A 23,101-nucleotide genomic window follows, 5' to 3' on the forward strand; every position below is an offset into this window, starting at 1 on the left:
AGCATCTCGCCTGATGGCAACACACTTCTACCTGACGGCAGGCGGGCCCCTGCGATGCGAACCCACGACCGGCAGGACCGGTCCCACGTGACGGCGCCCGAGGCCTCGCGGGCCAACGGGCCCACACGCACGGTGCAACGGGCGCTACGTCTGCTCGGCGAGGTGTGCGCCGACGGCGAAGGCACCCTCACGGAGTGCGCCAGGCGCGCCGAAGTACCCGTGAGCACCGCCCTGCGCCTCCTGCGCACCCTGGAAGGCGCGGGCTTCGTCGCTCGGCGTGGAGGCGTGTTCGAGGCCGGTCCACGCCTGCTCCAGATCGGCGCCCAGGCCGTGGGACGGCACGGGCTGGCACGCGCGGCGGAGCCGGTACTCGGTGACCTGGTGGGCCTGACGGGTGAGTCGGCCTACCTGAGCGTCCTCGGCCCGGGCGCCACCGCCATCTACGTGGCGGGCATGGAAGGCACCCGTTCCATACGGCACATCAGCTGGGTGGGTCGCTCGGTCCCGCTCGTGGACACCGCCGTCGGCCTGGCACTGACCGGCGCGGTTCCGGAGAGCGGCTACGTGGCGCGGCGCGACCGCTTCGAGCCGGACGTCACCGCGGTCGCCGCGCCCATCGCCAGGCCGGGCGGTGTCGCAGGCGCGGTGAGCGTACTCGGCCCCTCCTTCCGAATGGACGACAAGTCCGTGCAGCACTACGGCGTGCTCGTGGCCGGTGCGGCTCAGAGCATCGCAGGCACGCTCGCGGGCGCGATGCCCTGGAGGGCCGGATCATGATCACGTTCGAGTCCGTGACCAAGCGCTACCCGGGCGGGACGGTCGCCGTCGACCAGCTCGACCTGGAGGCCCCGACAGGCAAGACGACCGTTCTCGTCGGACCCTCGGGCTGCGGCAAGACGACATCGCTGCGCATGATCAACCGGATGATAGAGCCGACGTCGGGCCGCGTCCTCATCGACGGCGCGGACACGTCCGCCGTCTCCCCCGCGCGGCTGCGGCGCGGCATCGGCTACGTCATCCAGCACTCGGGCCTGCTCCCCCACCGGACCGTCGTCGACAACATCGCCACGGTGCCGTTGCTGCTCGGCGTCGACCGGAGGACGGCGCGGGCGCGGAGCCTGGAACTCCTCGAACGGGTGGGCCTCCCGCAGGAGATGGCGAAGCGCTACCCGGCGCAGCTGTCGGGCGGGCAGCAGCAACGCGTGGGGGTGGCCAGGGCCCTGGCCGCGGACCCTCCCGTCATGCTGATGGACGAGCCGTTCAGCGCCGTCGACCCCGTGGTGCGGGAGCAGTTGCAGAACGAGTTCCTGAGACTCCAGAGCGACCTGGGCAAGACCATCGTCTTCGTGACCCACGACATCGACGAGGCCGTCAAGCTCGGCGACCAGATCGCGGTCATGCGTGTCGGCGGCACGCTCGCGCAGGTGGCCGGCCCCTCCGAGCTGCTCGCCAGGCCCGTCGACGCGTTCGTGGCGGGCTTCGTCGGCCGCGATCGCGGCTACCGCGCGCTCGGATTCACCACGGTCCCGTCCTCCGTCCCCGTCGAGCGCGAGGAGACGGTGCGACTGGGCGAGAGCCTCACGACGGCACGGGACCGGCTGGCGCACGGCTGGGTCCTGGTGGTGGACGCCGAGGACCGGCCGCAGGGCTGGCTGTCCGAGCACAGCGTGCGCAGTGCCCGGGACGACCTCGTGACGCCCGACGCCCTGAACCTCGGAGGCACCCTCGCCACGGTGCGGGGAAGCCTGCGCGAACTACTGGACGCGGCGCTCTCGTCGCCGAGCGGCCGCGGTGTCGTCACCGACGGCCAGGGGCATCTCCTGGGCACCATCAGCCCCGCGGCGGCGGTCCGGTTGATCGAGGAGCACGGCTCCACCGCCGCGGACGCCGCCGGCCGGGGAGAGACCGCGTGAACGCCGCCGCCGGCGGGGGCCCGCCCGGAGTCGTCGAGTACGTCACCTCGCACCACGCGGAGATCCTCTCCTGGCTGTGGTCGCACACCTGGCTGTCCGTGGTGCCCGTGCTGATCGGCCTCGTGGTGTCGCTGCCGCTCGGCTACCTCGCGGCCCGCCACCGCTGGGTCTACCCGCCGCTCGTCACGGTCGGCGGGCTGCTCTACACCATCCCCTCGCTCGCCCTGTTCGTCGTCATGCCCAGCATCCTCGGCACGCGCATCCTCGACCCGGTGAACGTCGTCGTGGCCCTGAGCGTCTACACCGTCGCCCTGCTGGCGCGGGTCGTGGCCGATGCGCTCGGCGCGGTGCCGGAGGATGTCGCCCAGGCCGCGACCGCGATGGGCTACACGTCTCCGCAGCGCCTGCTGAAGGTGGACCTTCCGCTCGCCGTACCGGTGATCACGGCCGGCCTGCGCGTGGCGGTAGTGGCCAACGTGAGCCTCGTCGCGATCGCCGGCACCATCGGCGTGCCCGAACTCGGCCAGCTGTTCACCAACGGCTTCCAGCTCTCGTCGGACGGCCCCTACTACCCGCCCATCGTCGTGGGCGTCGTGCTGTGCGTCGCTCTCGCCCTGGTCCTCGACCTCGTCGTCGTGGTCGTCGACCGAGCACTCACGCCCTGGCTCCGGAAGGGGGCACGTACATGAGCAACGCCTTCACCTGGCTGACCGATCCCGCGAACTGGCACGATCAGCTCGGCACGCCGGGCATCCCGGCCCAGGTCGTCGCGCACCTGGAGTACTCCCTGGGCGCGGTCGCCATCGCCACCGCCGTCGCGCTGCCCCTCGGGCTGCTCATCGGGCACACGCGACGCGGCGCGTCGATCGTCACCGTCGCCAACGGCCTGCGGGCGCTGCCCACCTTCGGACTGCTGATCCTGCTGTACGTGGTGATCTCGCCCCACATCGGCGGCCGCGGGGACGGCCCGTACCTCGTGCCCACCGAGATCGTGCTCGTACTCATGGCGATTCCCCCCGTCCTGGGCAACACCAGCGCCGGGGTGGGCAACGTCAGCCCGGCCGTCCGCGACGCCTCCCTGGGGATCGGGATGACGGGGCGCGAGGTGCTGCTCCGCGTGGAGGTGCCCATCGCCCTGCCTCTCATCATCTCCGGCGTGCGCAGCGCCGTGCTGCAGGTCGTCGCCACGGCGACCGTGGCCGCGTACGTGGGCCTCGGCGGCATCGGGCGCTACCTCTACGACGGACTCGCGGCCCGGGACTTCAGCCAGATGACGGGCGGTGCCGTACTGGTCGCGGTCCTGGCGCTCGCGCTGGACACGCTTCTGGCGGCCGTGCAGCGCTGGACGGTCTCGCCGGGCGTCTCCGGCCGGTTCAAGGCCGGCACCGCACAGGCCGCCCTCGGCCCGGCCGGTGCTGCCCGGCCCGGTGCGCCGGAAGCCGCCGCCGAGGAGGGCGTCCCCGCCTGACCGCACCGGCGCTCACCACCACCGGCGGACCGCCTCCGCGCCGGGCTCGCACCCCTCTCCCCCGGCTCAGCACTTTCGAAAGGGTACGTTCATGAAATCCAGAGCATTCCTCGTCGGCGCCGTCGCGGCGCTCTCCGCAGCCGTGCTCGCCGCGTGCGGCTCCGGGACGGGGGCGGGTGCCGGCAGCTCCAAGACCGTCGCCGGCGGCATGATCCTGGGCGCGGCACCCGAGTTCAAGACGCGGCCCGACGGCCTGTCCGGGCTCAAGGCCGACTACGGCGTCTCCCCCGGATCGTTCAAACCACTCGACGCCGGGGGACCGCTCACCGTCAACGCGCTCAAGAACGGCCAGATCGACATCGGCAACATCTTCACCACCGACCCGTCCATCAAGAACGACCACTTCGTCGTGCTCCAGGACCCCAAGCACCTGTTCCTGGCGCAGAACGTCGTCCCGCTGGTCGACAAGAAGAAGGTGACGCCCGGCGCGAGCAAGGTGCTCGACGCGGTCTCCGCCAAGCTCACCACCGACGACCTCGTCCAGCTGAACGAGCAGGTCGTCGGCGAGAAGCAGGACCCCGACACCGTCGCCAAGAGCTGGCTCAAGGCACATGGTCTCGGCGCCTCGGGTAACGGGGCCGCCGGAGTCCGCCTCACGGTCGGCTCCGCCAACTTCCAGGAGAGCGTCCTGCTCGCCCACCTGTACGGCGACGCCCTCGCCCTCCAGGGCGCCGAGGTCACGAAGAAGCTCAACATCGGCAGCCGCGAGACCTACATACCCGGTCTGCAGCAGGGGTCGATCGACCTGGTTCCCGAGTACAGCGGCGTCCTGCTGCAGTACTTCGACAAGAAGGCCGGCGCCGAGACACCGGACGAGGTCTACGCGGCCCTGCGGAAGGCCACACCGCCGGCTCTCACCGTCCTCGCGCGCTCGTCCGCCGAGGACAAGGACGCCATCGTGGTGACCGCGGCCACCGCGAAGAAGTACCACCTCGACTCGATCGGGGACCTGGCCGAGAAGCCGTAGGCACCACCGGAACCCGGCCTCCCGCCCCCGGAGCGGGGCGGGAGGCCGGCACCGGCGCAACGTCACGAACCGGGAGAGCACGTGCGATCGCAGGCACACCACGAAGGCATCTGGCTCCGCTTCCTGTCCGGGCCCGACATCGACGAACTGGGCATCACGCCCGCCGACATCATCGGCGCCGTCGAGGAGGTGGTCGTCGCGCACGGGCGGGGGCAGACCGTCTTCGAACCCCGCGTCCACCTCGTTCCCGACAACGGGGGCGCCGGACACTTCAACGTGCTGCGCGGGCACGTCTCCTCGCTCGGCGAGCGGGGCGTCAGCGGCGTCAAGGTCGTAGGCGACTTCGTGCCCAACTACCGGCTCGGGCTGCCCAGCGAACTCGCGCTGATCACGCTGTACGACCCGACGAACGGGGTGCCCCAGGCGATCATCGACGCCACGTTCATCACGGAGGCCCGCACCGGCGCCATGACCGCCGTCGGCGCCCGCCACCTGGCCCGGCCCGACGCACGCGTCCTCGGCCACGCGGGAGCCCGGGGCACCGCCTTCTCGAACGTCACCATGCTCGACAGCCTCTTCGACCTCGACGAGATCAGGGTGACGAGCCGCAGGCCCGAGTCCCGGGAGGACTTCGCCGTGCGGCTGCGCGAGGTGACCGACACGCCGGTTCGCGTCACAGCCGACGTCGCCGAGGCATTCGACGGGGCGGACATCCTGGTCGAGGCCACCCGGCTGACCGAACCCGCGCCCCTGCTGCATCCGGGGCTCGTGGCCCCCGGCGCGTTCGTGGTGCCGTACGGCACGGTCAGCGCGGTCTCCGAGGACCTCCTCGACGTCATGGACAAGGTGGTCGTCGACGACTGGCGGGAGGCGAAGTCGGGCCGCTTCGGCGCCCTGCGCCACCACGTCGACACCGGGAAACTCTCCTCGGACAGCCTGCACGCCGAACTCGGCGCCGTCGTCGCCGGAGACGCGGCCGGCAGGGAGGACCCCCACGAACGCATCCTCCTGTGGCACCGCGGGCTGTCCATCCTCGACATCGCCGTCGGACACCTCGTCCTCGAACACGCACGGCGCGCCGACGTCGGCACCATGATCAGGTACCGGTGACATGCAGGACCGGAGCATCAGCGTCGAAGGACCCGCGGATCTCACGCCGTCGGCCGTCCTGGACATCGCTCACGCCGGGCACGCACCCGTCCTCTCACCCCGCCTCACCGAACGCCTTGGACAGCGGCGGGCAAAGGTACTGGCCGCCCTCGCCTCCGGGCGGCCCGTCTACGGGGTGAACACGGGCATGGGCGCACTGAGCGACCAGCGGCTGACCGTGGCGGAGCAGGCCCGCCACCAGGAATCCCTCATGCTCGCCAGATCCGTCGGCGCCGCTCCGTGGCTCTCCCGGCACGAGACACGGGCCGTCCTTGCGGTCCGGCTGCGCACACTCCTCAACCCCGAGAGCGGCGCCGGCCCGGACCTGTGCCTCAGGCTCGCGCAGATGCTCGCACACGACGTGCTCCCCGCGATCCCCCGTACCGCCCTCGGATCGGCCGGAGAGATCATCCCCCTCGCCCATCTCGCCGCCCCGATCAGCGGTCGAGGCGCCGTGCTCGGCCCCGCCGGGTCGATCGCCGTCCCGGCCGGCCCCGCGCTGACGGCCGTCGGACTCGCCCCCCTCCCCCTCGGGCCCAAGGAGGGAGTGGCCCTGATCGAGGGCGTCCCCGTGACCACTGCCCTGGCCGTGCTCTGCTCCGATGCCGCACGGACCGCACTCGCGCAGAGCCTGCGAGTCGTGGCTGGGGAGTTCGCGCTCAGCGGCGCCTCACGCGACGCCCTCCACCCGGCGCAGGCGCGCGGCGACGACACGCTCGCGTCCGTCACGAGCGAACTGCTCGCGCTCGCCGGCGCTGCGGCATCCTCGCGCAGCCTGCAGCCCCCGGTGTCCTTCCGTGTCTCGGGGCAGGTACTGGCCCACCTCGTGCGTGCGACCTCCCTGCTCGACGCGGCCGTCGAGCGGGCCCTCGACGGTGTCACCGACTCCCCCGCGTACGTCGAGGACGGCGACGAGAGCCGCTTCCTCGGCACAGCGGGCTTCCACGGCTACGACCTCGCCTCCCACCTGCACCTGCTGACGGTGGCCCTGGCCGGCGCCGCGGAGCTCGGCGCGACGCGTCTGCACCGCATGCTCGACCCCAGGATCACCGGCCTGAACGCCCAGCTCTCCCCGCGCCCCGGTCCGCACACCGGTCTGACCCCGGTCCACAAGCGGGCCGTCGGCGTCGTGCACGAGATGCGCCGGCGCACGGTCCCGGCCGTCCTCGGAACGATCGAGACGTCCGCGGGCCAGGAGGACGTCCAGTCCTTCTCCGTCGAGGCCGCCGAGGAGTGCCGGCGCGCGGTGGAGGGGCTGACCGACGTGCTGGCCTGCGAGCTCCTCGCCCTGCACCAGGCCCGCTGCCTGGGCGCAGAACCGTCGGAACACACGCCCGGACTCACCGCCGCCTTGGACGAGATCTCCTCGCTGCTCCCCGGCACCGCCGAGGACCGGTTCTTCGGCGAGGACCTCACCGTCATCAGGGGCCTGCTGCGCGCCGGCTGGCCCCACGCGGGCGGACCGCGGCGGGCCCCGGCCCCGTGAGGCGCCCCGCGACAAGCGAGACGGCGGGAAACCCCCCGGGCGGCGTCGCCCGTCGCCCCGACCTCCCCACACGGCGCAAGGCAACCGCGGCATCCTCGTCCGCCGCCGCGCTCCTCCCAGGAAAGGCAACCCGATGAATCGAGCGCCCCTGCATTTCAACGCCTTCATCTGGCCCCACGGTTATCACGAGTCGGCGTGGCGCGTCGTCGACAACGACGTGCGCGACGTCCTCGGCCTGCCCTACTACGCCGAGATCGCGCGGGTGGCGGAACGAGGCCTGATGGACGCGGTCTTCCTCGCCGACAACCTGGCCATCGCCGAGTACCGGGCCCAGTATCTTCCCCAGACGCAGTTCGACCCCATCTCGGTCCTCTCCGCCCTGGCCGGGCTGACACAACGCATCGGACTGATCGGGACCGGCTCCACCACGTACAGTCGGCCATGGGAGCTGGCGCGGCGTTTCGCCACCCTCGACCATCTCAGCGGCGGCCGCGCCGGATGGAACATCGTCACCACCATCACTCCCCTGGCAGCGGCCGCGTTCGGAGAGGAGAGCCACCTCGGCCACGCCGAACGGTACGCACGCGCGGAGGAGTTCGTCGACGCCGCGATCCGGGTCTGGGACAGCTGGGAGGACGACGCGGTCGTCGGCGACCGGGAAAGCGGCATCTGGGCCGACCGCAACAGGCTGCACACGCCCCGCTTCCACGGCCGGTACCACCACGTGGAGGGCCTTCTCCCCTTCCCCCGCTCGCCGCAGGGCCGGCCCCTGCTCGTGCAGGCGGGCCAGTCACCGGCGGGAATCGCCCTCTCCGCGAAGTACGCCGAGATGGTCTTCAGCGGACCCGCCTCCAAGGAAGCAGCCGTCGCCTTCCGCACGCGCCTGCGCGCCGAGACCGCCACGGCGGGACGCGCACCGGACGACGTCTCCGTCCTGCCCGCCTTGATGATCACCCTTGGCGGCACAGAGGAGGAGGCCCGCGAACGGGCCCACGAGCTCGAAAACCTCGCCAGCGAAGACTTCCGCTGGCAAAACGCCCTCTACACAGCAGGGCTGGACCCCGACGCCTACGACGGCGACGCACCGCTGCCGGCCGAACTCTGGCAGGACCGCGCCGCGCCGTCCAGCAGAGCAGAGCAACTGTTCGACACGGCCCGCCGCAACCCCGATGTCCCACTGAGGGCGCTCGCCCGCGATCTCACCGGCGGCGCCGGACAGCTGCATTTCACCGGCACACCGGAGCAACTCGCCGTGTTCATCGGGGACTGGCAGGACAGCGGTGCGGCCGACGGGTTCACCATCATGGGTTCGACGCTTCCCCATGAACTGACGACATTCGTCGATCACGTCGTGCCCATCCTGCAGCGCGAGGGCCGATACCGTACCGCCTACACGGGCAGCACGCTGCGCGAACACCTGGGCCTGCCACGCCCCGTCCGCTCGCAGTAGGCCGTGCGCAGGCAAGCGTGTCTGGAAGCGGGCCGGACGCTCAGCGTGATCGGCCTCGCACGGCAGCCACTCCGGCTCCTGCTGCTGGCCCAGGACGTGTTCCCCGATGAGAAGTGGGAGGACTTCCTCCCCGACGCCCCGCCCGAGGTCGCCGCATGACGGAACGGGCGCCGTCGCCGGTTCTGCGCAGACACCGCGGCAACGTCATCTACCGCCCCCTACGCCGCGGTGGACGTGGAGCGTGCCAGGGGTGCTGAGGACCGGCCGGGGGCCGCCGCGGGCCAAGTGCTGCGCACTCGGCGGCTAGGAGCGCGTGGTCCGGTCCATCAGGTGTAGGCGCCCCGCCGGGCCGCGGCGCCCGAGCAGCAGCGTCGTCGGCGCGCCCGGCCGCCTAATGACGCCGGCGAAGGTGCTTCGACGGTGTCGTAAGCGCGGACCATCGCCCAGCCGCTGCTGCACCCGGCCGGTATGCACCGCCCCGCCGTCTTGGCGACGACCCCCGACCGCCGCGTACTCGGCACGGCCGCGTGCGAGGCCAGCACCCAGCCGATCGTCTCGCTGTCCTTTGTGAACGCCGCCGGCCGGGCCGAATACAGGTTCAGGGAGCCGAGGGTCTGCTCGTCGGTGTAGAGCAGGAAGCCCATCATGCTGCCGACACCCAGCTGGCGGGCGCGGGGCGCGTAGCGCGGCCACCGGCTCCGGTGATCGGTGAGGTCCTCGATCCGGTACACCTGCTCGCTCTCGCGGCTGGCGTCGAAGCACGGGCCTTCCTGCTCCTGCTCCTGCTCCTGCTCCTGCTCCTGCTCCTGGAGCATGTCGGACTGCACGACCAGAGCGTGGGTGGGTGCCAGGCTCTGCACGCGGCGGCCGTGCAGGACGAGGATGCCGGCCGCGTCGCAGCCCTCCACCAGCTCGACCGCCGACGCCGTGACGTGCTCCAGCGTTGCCTCCACGGACGTCTGCTTGAGCAGGTCCCGGGCCATGTCCGCCAGCCGCATCGCGTAGTCCTGCCAGTCCGTGCCTGAGCCCCGCTTCCCGGTGCATCGCTTCGCGGTCTGCTCCCGCGGCCATACCCACACCGCGCCTGGCCGGACGACCGGGCGCTCACGGCCGTGCGCCCTGCTCCACCGTCCATCCTCCCGCCCGCCCTCGGCCGGCGGCCGTCCAGCCGCTCGCCGCGCGTGCTGCCTGTGTGCCACCATGGCAGAAGAAGAGATCGATCGGCGTTTTGGGAAGCAGGGCGCTGGTTCACCGGCTCCGGGAATCGCCCCCTTCACGGGCACCCGGACGTGCCACCGCTGCCGGGACGCCTCTGTCGGCGCCCGGGCGCGCTGGGCTCATGACCCCTTGAACGGGGGCGCCCACATGCTCGTCACCACCACGATCGACCACACCACCGCCGTCATCCGCCCGCACGGGGAAATAGACGCCGCGACCCTGCCCGACCTCGATGCCGCCGCCCGGGCCCTGCCGACCTCGGTGACCCACCTGGTGTGGGACCTCGACCACGCCCGCTTCATGGACGTCGCCGGCCTGCACCTCCTCGCCCGCCAGCGCAACGCCTGCCGGGAAACAGGCCGAACACTCAGCGTGATCGGCCTGGCCCGACAACCCCGGCGGCTCCTGCTCCTGGCCCAGCATCTGTTCCCCGCCGGCAGGTGGGAGGACTTCCTCCCCGACGGCCCGCCCGAGGCTGCCGCGTGATCGCACCCCCGCGCGATCCCCACGTCTGTGAAGACTCCACGCCCACAAGATCAAGGCCGTGACCCACGCCGAAGCACGGTCGTTGCCACTTACACGGACCGCCGTTGCTCCGGCACGCGTCAGGCTTCCCCCGAGAGCCAGACGCCCCCGTCCGCGAGCAGCGGCGGTCCGCTCACGGGCGAGACGGGCCCGGATCACCTACCGACCCACCGCTTTCGGGCCGCCGACCGACCGCTTCGGCTGCTTTCTCGCGCCGGGCCGGGGCCGTGCCAGTCGAGGCAGACGACCGTGGCGTCGTCTTGAAGGTCGCCGCCGCAGACGTCGATGACCGCGGCAGTCAAGGCACGGACGACCCGCGGGGGGTGCTCGCCGCGGTGGCGAGGACCAGCGCGGGCAGGTCCACATCGGCGGCCTGCCTCTCCTGCATGCCGTCGGTGTAGAGCACGAGGCGATCCTCCGGTCGCAGGTCGAAGTCCAGCACCCCGTCCTGCTCCTGCTCCCGCACACCGTGTCCACGCGGGGGCGGCTCCGGGAGGTTCCGGGGAGGACCGCCGCGCCCGGCGACGCGTATCTTTCGGGCTTCTTCACATCTGCGGGCCGCACGGCCGCCCCGACAGCGTCACCCGAAGACGATGACGGACCGCTTCCCGCCGTGGCCCGCAGCCATCGCGTCCAGCGCCGCGCGGACGTCGGGCAGGCCGATCGGGGTCACGTCCGGCAGGATGCCGTGCGCGAGGGAGAACGCGAGGGCGTCGCGGGTGTCGTGCGGGGAACCGGACGGGTTGATCACGGCGTGCAGCCGGTTCAGGACCATCGTCTGCGTGGGCAGGGTCAGGGGCTCGGGACCGTACCCGGCCAGGGCGAGGACGCCGTCGGGGGCGAGGCCCGTGACCGTGGCCGCGGCCGCCGCGGTGGAGGGAGTGGTGTTGAGGACCAGGTTCGCGCCGCCGTCCCAGGCGGCGAGCGCCGAGCCGGGATCGCCCTCCTCCGTGGCGACGAACAGCTCCGCGCCCCGCTCCCGTGCCGCCGCCTCGCCCCTCGCCGAGCGGCTGACGACGGCCACGCGCGCGCCCATGGCGACGGCGTAGCGCACGGCCAGTACGCCCATGGCTCCCGTGCCGATGACGGCGACCCTCGACGTGGGCGTGATGCCACCCCGGCGAAGGGCGTTGTACGCGGTCAGGCCCGCGCACATCAGGGGAGCCGCCGCGACCGGGTCCAGCCCCGCCGGCAGCGGCGTGAGGAAGTCCGACTTGAGCACCGCGTACTCGGCGTAACCGCCGTCCATCTCGATGCCGGTGATGCGCTTGCCCGGGCAGAGGATCTGCTCGCCGCGCACGCAGTAGTCGCAGTGCCGGCAGGAGTCGCCGAGGAACTGGGCGCCCACCGCCGCGCCGACGGGCGGCCAGGAGACCCCGGGCCCGGCCGCCGCCACCACGCCGGTGATCTCGTGGCCGGGCACGATCGGGAAGCGGGCCATCGGCCAGAGTCCCCGCAGCAGGTCCAGGTCCGTGTAGCAGACCCCGCACGCGGTGATCTCGACCAGGACCTCGCCGTACCCCGGCTCGGGCACCTCGCGTTCGGTGAGGGCGAGCGGCGCGTCGGCGGCGGTGGCAAGGGCCACGAGCATGAGCTGACCTCGATCCGGGCAAAGAGGGCGAAGGATTCGCCGCGGTCCGGCGACACTAGTGGGGGCGCCACCCCGCGCGCCGGTTCGGGACGGGCGGGCCGGGGGCGGCCACCCGGACAGGCGAGCGCGGGGCGCGGTCGGCACGGCCGGACAGGAGCGGGAGCGGCGTCCGTCCCGGGTCACCCGGCAGGGTCAGGGTCTCGTGGCGCAGCGTCATCGCGCCGGCCAGCGGCTGCTGGAAGCGCATGCCGCCGCAGGACTTCCTGTGCGCGCCGGCCGCGTACAGGATCGCGCACAACATCCTGTACGCCTGCATCACGGATCTCCTGCGCCACGCGGGCATGGCGGGCCGGGCGGGCCGGGTGCTGTTCGTCCTCGGCACCACGTCCGTCCTGAGCGTGGTCGTGGTCGGCACGCACATCGTCCGGCACCTGCGCCGGCTCGTCGTGGCGAGCACGGTGGTGTTCGCGGCCGCCGCGCTGGTGCCAGCCGTGTTCTCCGGCGTGCCCGCCCTGGTGTACGTCGCCGGCGCCCGCAGGCACGCGTTCCCCGGGCGGGGGTGAGCCGGCGCCGCCCGGCGGCGGCCGGGGTCCTGGCACCGGCAGTCCCAGGAAGGCCGGAACCCTGGCAGGCCCTCGGGCCCGCGCCCATGCTGGTGGACAGGGCGCGGGGGAGCCGCCCGCAACGGTCCGGTCCGCCGGGCTCGTGCGCGAGGCGCGGCCTCCCGGTCCCGGACGCGGAGCCCCGTGACGGAGCCGCGCCGCCCGGCCGCCCGGGCCGGGCCCGGATCGCAGGGTCACCGGGACCCGCGACGCGGCCGGCCTTCGCAAGGTTCGAAAGGAACGCACACCCATGAGCAAGCTCGCACTCGTCACCGGCGCCACCTCGGGCATCGGCAGGGCGTTCGCCGAACGGCTGGCGGACGACGGCCACGACCTCGTCGTCGTGGGCCGCCGCCGCGACCGGCTCGAGGAGTTCGCCGCCGCGCACCCGGACACGTCGGTCACGGCCGTCGAGGCCGACCTCGCCACCGACGAGGGCATCGACCGGGTCGCCGCGCTGTGCGCGAGCCGGCCCCTGGACCTGCTGGTGAACAACGCCGGCGTCGCCCACTACATGCCGCTGGCGGAACTGCCGGCCGCCAAGGCCCGCGAACTCGTCGGCGTCAAGGTGCTCGCCCCGACGCTGCTGACGCGCGCCGCGCTGCCGGGCATGCTGGAGCGCGGCCGGGGCGCCGTCGTCAACGTGGCCGGCATGATCGCGTTCTCGGGCCCGGCCCCCCACTCCCAGATGCCGCGCCGGGCGGTCTACGCGGGCGCGCTGGCGCACCTCGTCGCCATGTCCCAGACCCTCGGTGCCGAACTGGAGGGCACCGGGGTCCGTGTCGAGGTGCTGTGCCCGGGCGTGGTGGCGACCGAGTTCCACGAGCGCCAGGGCCTCGACATGAGCGTCGTGCCCCGGATGAGCGCCGAGGACGTGGTCACCGCGGGCCTGCGGGGCCTGGAGCTCGGTGAGGTCGTCTGCGCCCCGGGCGTGGAGGACGCGGCCCTCCTCGACGCCGTCTTCGCGGCCGACCTCGCCGCCTTCGCCGGTCAGAGCCCGAACCTGGCGGGCCGCTACCTGGCGGCCTGAGCACGCGGCGGGACGACGTGACGCCCGGGACCCGGCGATCGGGTCCCGGACGTCACGTCGTACCAGCGTTCCCGACCATGCCCGGAACGGGTGCGTCCCGGGCGCGCGGGCTACGGCTTGGCGGTGGAGACCACGTAGACGCGGGGCGTCGCGGGGTCCGAGAGGTCCACGATGACGTCCACCGTGGGCAGCGGGTCCTTCTGCTTGAGGACGAGCCCCGCCCAGAGGTGGTCGGGCACGGAGAAGTCCCACTTCGCGATCTTCTGGTCGCGCTCGGAGATCGTCACCGCGCCGGGCCGAAGCGCCGAGCGGTCGGTGCCCATCTGGTTGAGGAACGTGTCCAGACGCCCCGACGTGACGTCGAACTGGGCGTAGAGCCGGCTGCTCCTCCAGTTGTTCGTCTCGTAGTAGCGCACCTTGCTGGCGCCGGCGGGGATCGGCACGTCGTAGATGCGCTTGCGGAACCCGGCGGGCCGTATCGGCTGGAGGCCGGTCGCCGCCGCCTCCGCCTCGCTCTTGCGGCCGCTGTCGCGGCTCTGCTCGGCGGCGATCGCGAGGTAGCCGGCCGGCACCCCGACGAGCAGCACGATGACGATGAGGGTCAGCAGCCGCCTGCGGTTGCGGTGGCGGCGGTCCTCCGGCGGCTTCCCGCCGTCCCCCGCGGCCGGCGCGGCCGGGGCGGGGGGCGGGGTCGTCGGAGGTGCGGACTGCGGGGTCATGACGGCGGTTCCTGCTCCGGGGTGGTCGTGCGGGTGTTCCTGATGGCCTGCGCGTAGCGCTCGTAGCGCTCGTGCCGCTCGGCGCGGCGGCGGTTCGCCCGGCGGAAGCGGCGGGCGACGAGACGCGCGAGGTCGGCCGCGCCGACCATGCCCGCCTCCGGCCCGAGCTGGGCCTTCACGATACGGGCCTCGGGGCGGTAGCCGCGGCCCGTGAGCTGGCGGCGGAACGCGTCGCGCGCGGGGCCGATCAGCAGGTCGTCCGCCGCGCTCACGCCGCCGCCGATGACGAAGCAGGACGGGTCGAGGGCGGCCGCCAGGTTGGCGATGCCGACGCCGAGCCACTGGCCGATGTCCTGGAACAGCTCGACGCACATCGCGTCGCCCTCGCGGGCGAGCTCCGTGATCAGCGGTCCGGTGATCTCGTGGACGTTGCCCTTGACCCGCTCGATGATGTTGTACGCGACGGGCGAGTCGGCGGCGGCGAGCTCGCGCGCCTCCCGCACCAGCGCGTTGCCGGAGCTGTACTGCTCCCAGCAGCCGCGGTTGCCGCAGGGGCAGCGGTGGCCGCCGGGCACCACCTGCATGTGGCCGAACTCGCCGGCGACGCCGTACTTGCCGCGCTTGACGCGGCCCTCTTCGAGGATGGCGCCGCCGATGCCCGTGCCCAGCGTGATCATGACCAGGTGGTCCTCGCCGCGGCCCGCGCCGAAGCGCCACTCGGCCCACGCGGCGGTGTTCGCGTCGTTGTCGACCATGACGGGCACGGCGAGGCGGGCGGCGAGGGCGTCCCGGAGGGGCTCGTCGCGCCAGGCGAGGTGGGGCGCGAACAGGACGCGCGAACGCTCCGCGTCCACCCAGCCCGCCGCGCCGATGCCGACGGCGTGCACGTCGTGCCGGTCGGAGAGGTCGAGGACCAGCTCGACGATGGTGTCCTCGACGACCTTGGGGCTCTTGGACTTGTCGGGGGTCTCGGTGCGCAGGTGCTCCAGGATCTGCCCGTCGGCGTCGACGACGCCGGCCATCACCTTCGTGCCGCCGATGTCGATGCCCACGGTCGGCACCCGGGGTGCGCTGAGGTGGGAGCGGCGCTCGCGGGTGCCGGCCGTGCGCAGCACGGTCGCGCGGGCGGTGGAGCGGTGCGCGAGGTCGCGGTAGGTGCTCACAGGAGCGCGCCTCCCGCCCGGGCGGCCGGGGTGCCGGTGGCGCCCCCTTGCCGGTGGGTGCCGTGCTGGAGGTGCCGGCGGCCGGGCCGTGGCCTGGATGCTCGCACGAGTCGTGTCGTCCCTGCGGGGTCGGGGCCCTGCCCGGTGGCGGGCAGCGCGGCGGACGGTGCCCGCCACCGGCGATTGTGCCATCTGGCGTGTAGGGGTTTCGTGTGTGGCGTTTACTCGGCGTCTGCCGTATGGCCGCCCAGGTGGTCCGGGACGGGCGCGCGGGCCAGCTCGTGGCTGAGTTCCTCGAGCTCCGAGCCGCCCGCCATCTGCTGGATGAGCTCGTCCAGGGCGATCCCGTCCTTGGCGTGGCTGCCGGCCATGGCGCCGCGCTTGAGCAGCACGAAGCGGTCGCCGACGAGGTAGGCGTGGTGCGGGTTGTGCGTGATCAGGACGACGCCGAGGCCCGCGTCGCGCGCGGCCGCCACGTACTTCAGCACGACGCCGGACTGCTTGACGCCGAGCGCCGCGGTGGGCTCGTCCAGGACGAGGACCTTGGCGCCGAAGTAGACGGCGCGCGCGATGGCGACGCACTGCCGCTCTCCGCCCGACAGGGTGCCGATCGGCTGGTCCACGTCGCGCAGGTCGATGCCCATGCGCAGCAGCTGGGCGCGTGTCGTCTCCCGCATGAAGTCGACGTCGAGCCGGCGGAAGGGCCCCTTGCCCTTCGTGGGCTCGGAGCCGAGGAAGAAGTTGCGCCACACCGGCATGAGGGCGACGACGGCGAGGTCCTGGTAGACCGTGGCGATGCCCCGGTCGAGCGCCTCGCGCGGCGAGCCGAGCACGGCGGTCTCGCCCTCGATGCGCAGGTCGCCGCCGTCGTGCTGGTGCAGTCCCGCGATGATCTTGATGAGGGTGGACTTGCCGGCGCCGTTGTCGCCGAGCACGCAGGTGATCTCGCCGGGGTGCACCTCGAGCGAGACCCCCTCCAGGGCCCGGATGTTGCCGTAGTACTTGCTGACGTCCGCGAGCTCCACGAGCGGCGTGCGGCCGTCCTCGCGGGCCGGGCGCCCGGGCGTGACCTCTTCGGGGGGTTCGATCATGATCGTGACTCCTCAGCGCGCCTGCGGACCCACGCGTTGAGCAGGGTGGCCAGCAGCAGCATGGCTCCGACGAAGAACTTGAACCAGTCGGGGTTCCACTCGGCGAAGACGATGCCCTTGTTGGTCATGCCGAAGATCAGGGCCCCGACTGCGGAGCCGATCGCGGAGCCGTAGCCGCCGGTGATCAGGCAGCCGCCGATGACGGCGGCGATGATGTAGATCAGCTCGTTGCCGACGCCCTCTCCGGACTGGACCGCGTCGAAGGAGAACAGCAGGTTCTGCCCGGCGACCCAGGCGCCGAAGCCGACGCCCATGTAGAGCAGGATCTTGGTCCGCCTGACCGGCACGCCGACGGCGCGGGCCATGTCGGCGTTGCCGCCGGCGGCGAAGATCCAGTTGCCGAAGCGGGTGCGCAGCAGGATCCAGGTGGCGACGGCGACCATCACCAGCCACCACAGGATGGTGACCTTCAGGTCCATGCCGCCGATCGTCCAGGTGGAGGCGAAGACCTGGTGGGCCGAGTCGAAGCCCCACATGTCGCCGATGGTCTTCGTGGACACCGTGCCGTCGATGAGCTTCGTGAAGCCGAGGTTCAGGCCGGTGAGCATGAGGAACGTGCCCAGCGTGATGATGAAGCTGGGCAGTTTCGTGACGGTCAGCATGAAGCCGTTGAAGGCGCCGAAACCGACCGTGACCAGCAGCGACACCCCGACGCCCACCCAGGCGTTCGCCGTCATCTGGTAGCTGAACATGGAGGAGATCAGCGCGGAGCTTGTCACCATCACGCCGGCGGACAGGTCGAACTCGCCGCCGATCATCAGCAGCGACACCGGCACCGCCATGATGCCGATGGTGGAGGCGGCGTACAGCACGGTGGCGAGGCTGGACGCGCGCAGGAACGAGTCGGCGACGAGCGCGAAGAACACGAAGACGGCGACCGCGCCGACGACCGAGCCGAGTTCGGGCCGGCCCATCAGTTTGCGCAGCGGGGAGGTCCGCAGCAGGCGCTCGTCGCCGCCGGGGCTCGCCGGGGGCCGCACGGAGGGGGCGGTCGCGGTCATCGGGTGCCCCGCTTGGCATAGGCCTCCAGGGCGGGCGCGTCCTTCTTGGTCACGATCTGCGGGCCGGTGAGGACGGGCTTGCCGCCGCCGAGGACGTCCTTGTTGTACTTGTAGAGCCACAGCAGGTCGACCGCCTCGTAGCCCTGGAGGTAGGGCTGCTGGTCGACGGCGAAGCCGAGCGCGCCGGACTTGAGCTTGGCGGCGACCTGCTGGTTGAGGTCGAAGGTGTCGATCTCGGCCTTGCTGCCCGCGGTCTGCTTCGCCTGGAGGGCCGCGTCCGCGAAGGGCGCGCCGAGGGTGACGACGGAGTCGATGGAGGAGTCGGCCTGCAGCTTGGCCTCGATGGAGGACTGCACGTCGGGGGTGCTCGTGCCGTCCACGTAGAGGTTCTGCAGCTGCCCGGAGAAGGTCTTCTTCGCGCCGGCGCAGCGCTGTTCCAGGCCGACGTTGCCCTGCTCGTGGATCACGCAGAGCGCCTTCTTGCGGTGCTCCTGGTTCAGCTGCTCGCCGACGGCCTCACCGGCGGTGCTCTCGTCCTGGCCGATGTGGGCGAGCGCGCCGAACGCCTTGGACTGCTCCGCACCCGAGTTGACCGTGATGACCGGTATGCCCGCCTTGGTGGCCTGGGCGACGACGGCCTTCATCGCGTCGGGCTTGGCCAGCGTGACGATCAGCCCGTCGACCTTCTTGTCGATGTAGGACTGGACGAGCTGCGCCTGGCCCTGCCCCTGGTCGCTGTGCGCGTAGAGGAACTTGACGTTGTCCTTCACCGCCGCCTGCTCGGCGCCGCTCTGGACGATGTCCCAGAACGTGTCGCCGTCGGCGGAGTGGGTGACCATGCCGATGGTCCACTTCGGCGTGTTCACCGCCGAGCGGCCGCCCGCCTTCGCGGCGGCCGCGCGCTCCTCGGCGCGCTTGCCGCCGGTGGCGCTGCAGCCCGCCAGCGCGGTGGCGGCGAGGGTGACCGCGAGCGCCGCGCCGGCGGCCCGCCGGACGGAGCGCCTCCCCCACTTGCGTCGTACCCCTGTTCGAATCCCTGTCACGACAATATGCCCTTTCGCGTGGTCGCTGCTTTTTAGCCGGGGTACGCGGCCCCGTCAATACTTTGCCTGTACATCCCGCGTTTCCGTGCGCCGGGTCCCGGCGCACGGCGAACGGTCAGGGACGCACGAGGAGTTGGAATTCGAACGAGTAGCGCGACGCGCGGTAGACGTGGGATCCGAACTCGACGGCGCGGCCGGTGTCGTCGAAGGTGACCCGCTCCATGGTCAGCAGCGGGGCGCCGTCGGGCTCCCCGAGACGGCCGGCCTCCTCCTGCGTGGCGGCCCGCGCGCCGACGGACTGCCGGGCGCTGTGCAGCGTGATCCCCCCGGCCCGCATCACCCGGTACAGGCCGGTGGACTCCAGGCGCTCGCTGTCGCAGTCGATCAGGTCGGCGGGGAGGTGGTTGCGGAGGTACGCCATCGGCTCGTCGTGGGCGTAGCGCAGGCGCTCCAGCAGCAGCACCTCGGCGCCCTCGGCCACCCCGAGCGCCGCGGCGACCTCGGCGGTCGCGGGCCTGGGCGTGCGGCGCAGCACCCGGGTGGCGGGCCGCTGCCCGGCCGCCTCCAGGTCGTCGTAGAGGCTGGACAGCTCCAGCGGGCGCTTGACCTGGCTGTGCACGACCTGCGTGCCGACGCCCCTGCGGCGCACGAGCAGCCCCTTGTCCACGAGGGACTGGATGGCCTGGCGGACGGTGGGGCGGGAGAGGCCGAGCCGCGCGGCGAGGTCGATCTCGTTGCCGAGGAGGCTGCCGGGAGCGAGCCGGCCGCGCTCGATGGCCGCCTCCAGCTGCTGGGACAGCTGGTAGTAGAGGGGCACCGGGCTGGTACGGTCCACTTCGAGCGGGAGTGGCTCGCCTCTCTGATCGGTCACGCGCCAGAGCGTAGACCTCGCCTCCCGGCACCGGGAAGGTCCAGGTCCGATTGTCAGGACAAATGCTTGACAGGGCGAGCCGGTGAACGCCACCTTAAGGGCCATGCGTATCGGACTTATCGGCACAGGCCGCATCGGCAGTTTCCACGCGGACGTGCTCAGCCGCCACCGCGAGGTCGGCGCCCTGGTGGTGGCGGACACCGACGCCGCGCGGGCCGCCGCGGTCGCGGAGCGGACCGGGGCCACGGCCGCCCCCTCGGTGGACGAGATCTTCAGCTGGGGCGTGGACGCGGTGGTCATCGCCTCGGCGACGTCCTCGCACGCCGAACTGATCGGACGGGCAGCCCGGGCCGGGCTGCCCACCTTCTGCGAGAAGCCCATCGCGCTCGACCTCGCCGGCACGCTCGGCGCGATCCGGGACGTCGAGGCCGCAGGCACGGTCCTGCAGCTCGGCTTCATGCGGCGCTTCGACGAGGGGTACGCGGCGGCCCGCGAACTCGTGCGCTCGGGCGCCCTCGGCCGCCTGCACACCGTACGGGCGATCACCTCCGACCCGGCGCCGCCGCCGGCCGCGTACCTCCCCCTGTCGGGCGGCCTGTACCGGGACTGCCTGGTGCACGACTTCGACATCCTGCGCTGGGTGACCGGCCGCGAGGTGACCGAGGTGTACGCGACGGGCTCGGACGAGGGCCCCGCGATGTTCCGCGAGGCCGGCGACGTGTCCACCGCGGCGGCCGTCCTCACCCTCGACGACGGCACGCTCGCCACCGCGACCGCGACCCGCTGCAACGGCGCGGGGTACGACGTGCGCATGGAACTCGCGGGCACCGACGACCAGTTCGCCGTGGGCCTGGACGACAGGACGCCGATCACCTCGACCGAGCCGAAGGGCCCGCCGCGGTGCGAGAACCCCTGGCCCGGTTTCCTGGAGCGCTTCGCCCCGGCCTACGAGGCCGAGATCGACGCGTTCGTGGACGTGGTGCGCGGCGAGCGGGAGAACCCCTGCGACGCGCGCGAGGCCCTGCACGCGCTGCGCATCGCGGAGGCCTGCGAGCTGTCGCGGGCGCAGCACCGGCCCGTGCGGCTGGAGGAGATCGCACAGGCCTGAGCCGTGTCCCCCCGGAGCGGGGCTGCCCGCTCCGGGCCGGGACGCGGCCCGGGCTCGCGGCCCGGGCTCGCGGTCCGGGCTCGCGGTCCGGGCTCGCGGTCCGGGCTCACGGTCCAGTACGGGCTCAGGGCAGCGGCGGCGGCACGAAGCCCCCGTAGCGCTGCTCGATCAGCTCGGCGAAGCGGATGCAGGTGAGGTCCGCGTGGAGCGCGCCGATGATCTGGACGCCGACCGGGAGCCCGCCGGCGGAGCGCGCGATCGGCGCGACCGTCGCGGGCAGGCCGGGCGCCCCGGCGAGGCCGGACCAGACGAGCTGGTCGGGGTAGTCGTGCGCCACGCCGTCGATCATGATCGTCCGCGCCCACTGATCGGCGCTGTGGTCGTGCGGGAACGCGGTCGTCGGGGAGGGCGGGCACAGGACGACGTCGAACTCGCGGAACAGCCGGGCCCAGGCCTCCCGGTGGCGGGCACGGACCGCGTCCGCCTCGATCCAGGCCCGGTGGCTGAGCACGGCGCCGCGGGCCCGTTCGGCGGCGAGAGCGGTGTCCCCGGGGTCGACGCCGGCAGCCCGGATGCGGGCGTCCTCGTAGGCCGCCGGCGGATACGACGACGCGATCGAGGCGAGCAGCAGGCGCATGTACACCCGTGCCCCCTCCACCAGGTCGGGCACGAGGTCGCTGTGCTGGCTCACCCGGAAGCCGTCGCCCCGCAGCCGCCGCGCCAGGGCCCCGAGGGCCTCGCGCACCTCGCCCGAGGTGGGGATGAGCGGGTGGTCGTCGAGGAGCAGGACGCGCCAGGCCGCCGGCTCGGTGGGCGCGGGCCGGGGCCCGCCGCCGTGCCGGCCGCCGGACAGCACGCCGAACGCGGTGGCGAGATCGCGCGCGCCGCGCGCCATCGGGCCGATCACGCTGAGGTCGCGGCTGTAGTCGAGAGGGGCGTTCGGCGGCGCGACGTGCCCGCGGGCGGGCAGCACGCCGAAGGTGGCCTTGTGGGCGTGGACGCCGGTGAAGTGCGCGGGCACCCGCAGGGATCCTGCGATGTCGGAACCCAGGGAGAGTGCCCCGAACCCGGCGGCGAGCGCCGCCGCCGAACCTCCCGACGACCCTCCCGGCGTGCGGCCCGCGTCCCAGGGGTTGCGGGTGGTGCCGTGGATCGGGTTGTAGGTCTGCAGATCCCCCAGCGCGACGGGCACGTTCGTCTTGCCGAGGACCACCGCGCCGGCCGCCTTCAGCCTGCGTACCGCGACGGCGTCCTCGGCCGGTACGAAGTCCACGAACGGCGGGATGCCCCAGGTGGTGGGCAGGCCCGCGATGTTGAAGGACTCCTTCACGGTCACCGGGACGCCGAGCAGCGGCCCGCGCTCACCGCGCGCTCTCGCGGCGTCGGCGGCGCGGGCCGCCACGAGGGCGCGGTCGAAGTCCCGCACCACGACCGCGTTGATCTCCACGTCGAGCCTCTCGATGCGGCTGATCGCCGCTTCGACCAGTTCGAGGGCCGACACCTGGCGCCGGTCGAGGAGTTCGGCCTGCTCCGCCGCGGTCCGGTAGGCGTCCTCGGCATCGGTCACGGCGGCTTCCTTTCAGGTCCCGGAGTCCGGCGACCCGGACCCGGGCTGACTTGTTGAAGTGGATGCCAGACGCTAGCATCCAACTACCACATCAGATAGCCAGGCCCGATCGGAAAGTCGGTGGAGGACCCATGCCGGTGACTCTCGAAGGAGCGCTCGCCGACCGCGGCAGGTGGCAGCTCGACAACTGCTCCATCGCGATGGCGATGGACGTGCTCGGCGCGCGCTCCACCGTGCTCGTCCTGCGGGAGGCGCTGTACGGCACACGGCGTTTCGACGACTTCGTACGCCGTACCCACAGCACGGACGCGATCGTGGCGGCGCGGCTGAAACGCCTCACCGAACTCGGGATCCTGGCGAAGCAGCCCTACCAGGAGGCGGGCAAGCGCACCCGCAGCGAGTACTGCCTGACCGCGAAGGGGCGCGACCTCCTTCCGGTGGTCTTCGCGCTCATGCAGTGGGGAAGCAGGCACCTGCAGCCGGAGGGAGAGGGGCCGCTGACCCTCGTCGAGAGCGCCACCGGGAAGCCCGTCATGATCGAGGCCCGCAGCGAGGACGGCAGGCTGCTGGGGATGGACGAGCTGGGACTCGTCGCGAACTTCCCGATCGAGGACGCGCCCCCCGGCGCCACCGCGTGAGACGGGCCCGCACGGGCCCCTGACCCCGCGGCACGCCCGGGTCGATCCCGCCGCGTCCCGGCACGTGCGGGGCCGGCCGGCGCATCCTCTGGGACCAGCCTCCGAAGGGCGTGACGCAGCAGGCCGCCGCCGAGGTCACCCCGATCGGCTCGCTGACCCGGGTACCGGCCCACGGCGCGGCGGTCGTCCGGGTGTAGGGGCGGGCCGCCACCGTCGTCGCGCGCGACTCCTACGGGCCCGCCGTGAGTCTCAAGCGTGGGCAGCCTGGTCGACACCCCGTCCTTCTTCGACCGGCTCGCGCGGCAGGGCACCGACGTGGGACCGGACTCCCCCGTCTCGTTCCAGAAGGACTTCGCCGTCCCGATGCAGCGGGCGCGCGCG

The 23,101-nt window shown here is 72.8% G+C and carries 23 protein-coding genes and 1 pseudogene; 13 read left to right on the top strand and 11 right to left on the bottom strand.

The window, feature by feature from the left end; all coding sequences use genetic code 11:
• Positions 1-54 precede the first annotated feature (54 nt).
• From L1885_RS00350 to L1885_RS00385, 8 genes are all read left to right on the top strand, one after another.
• Positions 55-777 carry an IclR family transcriptional regulator gene (locus tag L1885_RS00350; RefSeq protein ID WP_235794855.1) on the top strand — a complete coding sequence of 241 codons (723 nt, stop codon included), beginning with the start codon at positions 55-57 and terminating at the stop codon, positions 775-777.
• Positions 774-1,913, top strand: a complete 1,140-nt coding sequence (locus L1885_RS00355) for an ABC transporter ATP-binding protein (protein ID WP_235794856.1) — start codon at positions 774-776, stop codon at positions 1,911-1,913. The genes L1885_RS00350 and L1885_RS00355 overlap by 4 nt, the downstream gene beginning before the upstream one ends.
• Complete coding sequence (locus tag L1885_RS00360; RefSeq protein ID WP_235794857.1) at positions 1,910-2,602, top strand: ABC transporter permease; 693 nt, start codon at positions 1,910-1,912, stop codon at positions 2,600-2,602. The genes L1885_RS00355 and L1885_RS00360 overlap by 4 nt, the downstream gene beginning before the upstream one ends.
• Positions 2,599-3,381: an ABC transporter permease gene (locus L1885_RS00365; RefSeq protein WP_235794858.1), complete on the top strand. Its 783-nt coding sequence runs from the start codon at positions 2,599-2,601 to the stop codon at positions 3,379-3,381. The genes L1885_RS00360 and L1885_RS00365 overlap by 4 nt, the downstream gene beginning before the upstream one ends.
• A 91-nt stretch (positions 3,382-3,472) precedes the next feature.
• Positions 3,473-4,408, top strand: coding sequence for a glycine betaine ABC transporter substrate-binding protein (locus tag L1885_RS00370; protein WP_235794859.1), 936 nt, complete (start codon positions 3,473-3,475; stop codon positions 4,406-4,408).
• A gap of 81 nt (positions 4,409-4,489) precedes the next feature.
• Positions 4,490-5,518 carry an ornithine cyclodeaminase family protein gene (locus L1885_RS00375; protein ID WP_235794860.1) on the top strand — a complete coding sequence of 343 codons (1,029 nt, stop codon included), beginning with the start codon at positions 4,490-4,492 and terminating at the stop codon, positions 5,516-5,518.
• Position 5,519: 1 nt separating this feature from the next.
• On the top strand, positions 5,520-7,043 hold the full coding sequence (locus tag L1885_RS00380) for an aromatic amino acid lyase (protein ID WP_235794861.1): 1,524 nt from the start codon (positions 5,520-5,522) through the stop codon (positions 7,041-7,043).
• A 133-nt stretch (positions 7,044-7,176) separates the two neighbouring features.
• Entirely contained in the window at positions 7,177-8,493 is a 1,317-nt protein-coding gene (locus L1885_RS00385; RefSeq protein WP_235794862.1) for an NtaA/DmoA family FMN-dependent monooxygenase, read from the top strand.
• A 326-nt stretch (positions 8,494-8,819) separates the two neighbouring features.
• Here the strand turns inward: L1885_RS00385 and L1885_RS00390 are convergent, their stop codons facing one another.
• On the bottom strand, positions 8,820-9,491 hold the full coding sequence (locus tag L1885_RS00390) for a GAF domain-containing protein (RefSeq protein WP_235794863.1): 672 nt from the start codon (positions 9,489-9,491) through the stop codon (positions 8,820-8,822).
• A gap of 367 nt (positions 9,492-9,858) precedes the next feature.
• Between L1885_RS00390 and L1885_RS00395 the strand changes: the two genes are divergently transcribed.
• Positions 9,859-10,197: an STAS domain-containing protein gene (locus tag L1885_RS00395; protein WP_235794864.1), complete on the top strand. Its 339-nt coding sequence runs from the start codon at positions 9,859-9,861 to the stop codon at positions 10,195-10,197.
• A gap of 194 nt (positions 10,198-10,391) precedes the next feature.
• On the opposite strand, the pseudogene L1885_RS00400 reads toward L1885_RS00395, so the two are convergent.
• The 3 genes and pseudogenes from L1885_RS00400 to L1885_RS00410 all read right to left on the bottom strand — a co-directional run.
• Positions 10,392-10,705 (bottom strand): annotated as a pseudogene (locus L1885_RS00400) (SpoIIE family protein phosphatase); the annotation flags it as partial.
• A 111-nt stretch (positions 10,706-10,816) separates the two neighbouring features.
• Positions 10,817-11,827, bottom strand: a complete 1,011-nt coding sequence (locus L1885_RS00405) for an alcohol dehydrogenase catalytic domain-containing protein (RefSeq protein ID WP_235794865.1) — start codon at positions 11,825-11,827, stop codon at positions 10,817-10,819.
• Positions 11,828-11,882: 55 nt separating this feature from the next.
• Positions 11,883-12,074 carry a hypothetical protein gene (locus L1885_RS00410; RefSeq protein ID WP_235794866.1) on the bottom strand — a complete coding sequence of 64 codons (192 nt, stop codon included), beginning with the start codon at positions 12,072-12,074 and terminating at the stop codon, positions 11,883-11,885.
• Between L1885_RS00410 and L1885_RS00415 the strand changes: the two genes are divergently transcribed.
• Both L1885_RS00415 and L1885_RS00420 read left to right on the top strand, forming a co-directional pair.
• Entirely contained in the window at positions 12,073-12,390 is a 318-nt protein-coding gene (locus tag L1885_RS00415) for a hypothetical protein (RefSeq protein WP_235794867.1), read from the top strand. The two genes, L1885_RS00410 and L1885_RS00415, sit on opposite strands and share 2 nt — an antisense overlap.
• A 289-nt stretch (positions 12,391-12,679) precedes the next feature.
• Positions 12,680-13,459: an SDR family NAD(P)-dependent oxidoreductase gene (locus tag L1885_RS00420; RefSeq protein WP_235794868.1), complete on the top strand. Its 780-nt coding sequence runs from the start codon at positions 12,680-12,682 to the stop codon at positions 13,457-13,459.
• A 110-nt stretch (positions 13,460-13,569) separates the two neighbouring features.
• Here the strand turns inward: L1885_RS00420 and L1885_RS00425 are convergent, their stop codons facing one another.
• From L1885_RS00425 to L1885_RS00450, 6 genes are all read right to left on the bottom strand, one after another.
• Complete coding sequence (locus L1885_RS00425; protein WP_235794869.1) at positions 13,570-14,178, bottom strand: hypothetical protein; 609 nt, start codon at positions 14,176-14,178, stop codon at positions 13,570-13,572.
• Positions 14,175-15,341 carry an ROK family glucokinase gene (locus L1885_RS00430; RefSeq protein WP_235794870.1) on the bottom strand — a complete coding sequence of 389 codons (1,167 nt, stop codon included), beginning with the start codon at positions 15,339-15,341 and terminating at the stop codon, positions 14,175-14,177. Before L1885_RS00430 ends, L1885_RS00425 begins: the two co-directional genes overlap by 4 nt.
• Positions 15,342-15,562: 221 nt before the next feature.
• Positions 15,563-16,432, bottom strand: coding sequence for an ATP-binding cassette domain-containing protein (locus tag L1885_RS00435; RefSeq protein ID WP_235794871.1), 870 nt, complete (start codon positions 16,430-16,432; stop codon positions 15,563-15,565).
• Positions 16,429-17,493, bottom strand: a complete 1,065-nt coding sequence (locus tag L1885_RS00440; protein WP_235794872.1) for an ABC transporter permease — start codon at positions 17,491-17,493, stop codon at positions 16,429-16,431. Before L1885_RS00440 ends, L1885_RS00435 begins: the two co-directional genes overlap by 4 nt.
• Positions 17,490-18,536, bottom strand: a complete 1,047-nt coding sequence (locus L1885_RS00445; protein ID WP_443732424.1) for a sugar ABC transporter substrate-binding protein — start codon at positions 18,534-18,536, stop codon at positions 17,490-17,492. Before L1885_RS00445 ends, L1885_RS00440 begins: the two co-directional genes overlap by 4 nt.
• A gap of 115 nt (positions 18,537-18,651) precedes the next feature.
• On the bottom strand, positions 18,652-19,407 hold the full coding sequence (locus tag L1885_RS00450) for a GntR family transcriptional regulator (protein WP_235794873.1): 756 nt from the start codon (positions 19,405-19,407) through the stop codon (positions 18,652-18,654).
• Between the two features lie 103 nt (positions 19,408-19,510).
• Between L1885_RS00450 and L1885_RS00455 the strand changes: the two genes are divergently transcribed.
• A complete protein-coding gene (locus L1885_RS00455) occupies positions 19,511-20,515 on the top strand; it encodes a Gfo/Idh/MocA family protein (protein ID WP_235794874.1) in 1,005 nt (334 codons plus the stop codon).
• A 124-nt stretch (positions 20,516-20,639) separates the two neighbouring features.
• Here the strand turns inward: L1885_RS00455 and L1885_RS00460 are convergent, their stop codons facing one another.
• Positions 20,640-22,082 (bottom strand): amidase, encoded by a 1,443-nt coding sequence (locus L1885_RS00460; protein WP_235794875.1) that lies wholly within the window; start codon positions 22,080-22,082, stop codon positions 20,640-20,642.
• Positions 22,083-22,219: 137 nt separating this feature from the next.
• Between L1885_RS00460 and L1885_RS00465 the strand changes: the two genes are divergently transcribed.
• The gene (locus L1885_RS00465) at positions 22,220-22,720 is read left to right on the top strand and encodes a winged helix-turn-helix transcriptional regulator (RefSeq protein WP_235794876.1); all 501 of its coding nucleotides are present in this window, start codon (positions 22,220-22,222) and stop codon (positions 22,718-22,720) included.
• Positions 22,721-23,101: the final 381 nt, after the last annotated feature.

This window comes from Streptomyces fuscigenes (assembly GCF_021556455.1).
GTDB classification, from domain to species: Bacteria; Actinomycetota; Actinomycetes; order Streptomycetales; family Streptomycetaceae; genus Streptomyces; species Streptomyces fuscigenes.

Excerpts from the sequence above, each read along its gene's own strand:
- L1885_RS00370 (WP_235794859.1), top strand. The coding sequence starts at position 3,473 with ATGAAATCCAGAGCATTCCTCGTCGGCGCCGTCGCGGCGCTCTCCGCA.
- L1885_RS00405 (WP_235794865.1), bottom strand. The coding sequence starts at position 11,827 with ATGCTCGTGGCCCTTGCCACCGCCGCCGACGCGCCGCTCGCCCTCACC.
- L1885_RS00440 (WP_235794872.1), bottom strand. The coding sequence starts at position 17,493 with ATGACCGCGACCGCCCCCTCCGTGCGGCCCCCGGCGAGCCCCGGCGGC.
- L1885_RS00425 (WP_235794869.1), bottom strand. The coding sequence starts at position 14,178 with ATGACCCCGCAGTCCGCACCTCCGACGACCCCGCCCCCCGCCCCGGCC.
- L1885_RS00395 (WP_235794864.1), top strand. The coding sequence starts at position 9,859 with ATGCTCGTCACCACCACGATCGACCACACCACCGCCGTCATCCGCCCG.
- L1885_RS00435 (WP_235794871.1), bottom strand. The coding sequence starts at position 16,432 with ATGATCGAACCCCCCGAAGAGGTCACGCCCGGGCGCCCGGCCCGCGAG.
- L1885_RS00390 (WP_235794863.1), bottom strand. The coding sequence starts at position 9,491 with ATGCGGCTGGCGGACATGGCCCGGGACCTGCTCAAGCAGACGTCCGTG.
- L1885_RS00350 (WP_235794855.1), top strand. The coding sequence starts at position 55 with ATGCGAACCCACGACCGGCAGGACCGGTCCCACGTGACGGCGCCCGAG.
- L1885_RS00420 (WP_235794868.1), top strand. The coding sequence starts at position 12,680 with ATGAGCAAGCTCGCACTCGTCACCGGCGCCACCTCGGGCATCGGCAGG.
- L1885_RS00385 (WP_235794862.1), top strand. The coding sequence starts at position 7,177 with ATGAATCGAGCGCCCCTGCATTTCAACGCCTTCATCTGGCCCCACGGT.
- L1885_RS00365 (WP_235794858.1), top strand. The coding sequence starts at position 2,599 with ATGAGCAACGCCTTCACCTGGCTGACCGATCCCGCGAACTGGCACGAT.
- L1885_RS00355 (WP_235794856.1), top strand. The coding sequence starts at position 774 with ATGATCACGTTCGAGTCCGTGACCAAGCGCTACCCGGGCGGGACGGTC.
- L1885_RS00415 (WP_235794867.1), top strand. The coding sequence starts at position 12,073 with ATGCCGCCGCAGGACTTCCTGTGCGCGCCGGCCGCGTACAGGATCGCG.
- L1885_RS00410 (WP_235794866.1), bottom strand. The coding sequence starts at position 12,074 with ATGCGCTTCCAGCAGCCGCTGGCCGGCGCGATGACGCTGCGCCACGAG.
- L1885_RS00380 (WP_235794861.1), top strand. The coding sequence starts at position 5,520 with ATGCAGGACCGGAGCATCAGCGTCGAAGGACCCGCGGATCTCACGCCG.
- L1885_RS00455 (WP_235794874.1), top strand. The coding sequence starts at position 19,511 with ATGCGTATCGGACTTATCGGCACAGGCCGCATCGGCAGTTTCCACGCG.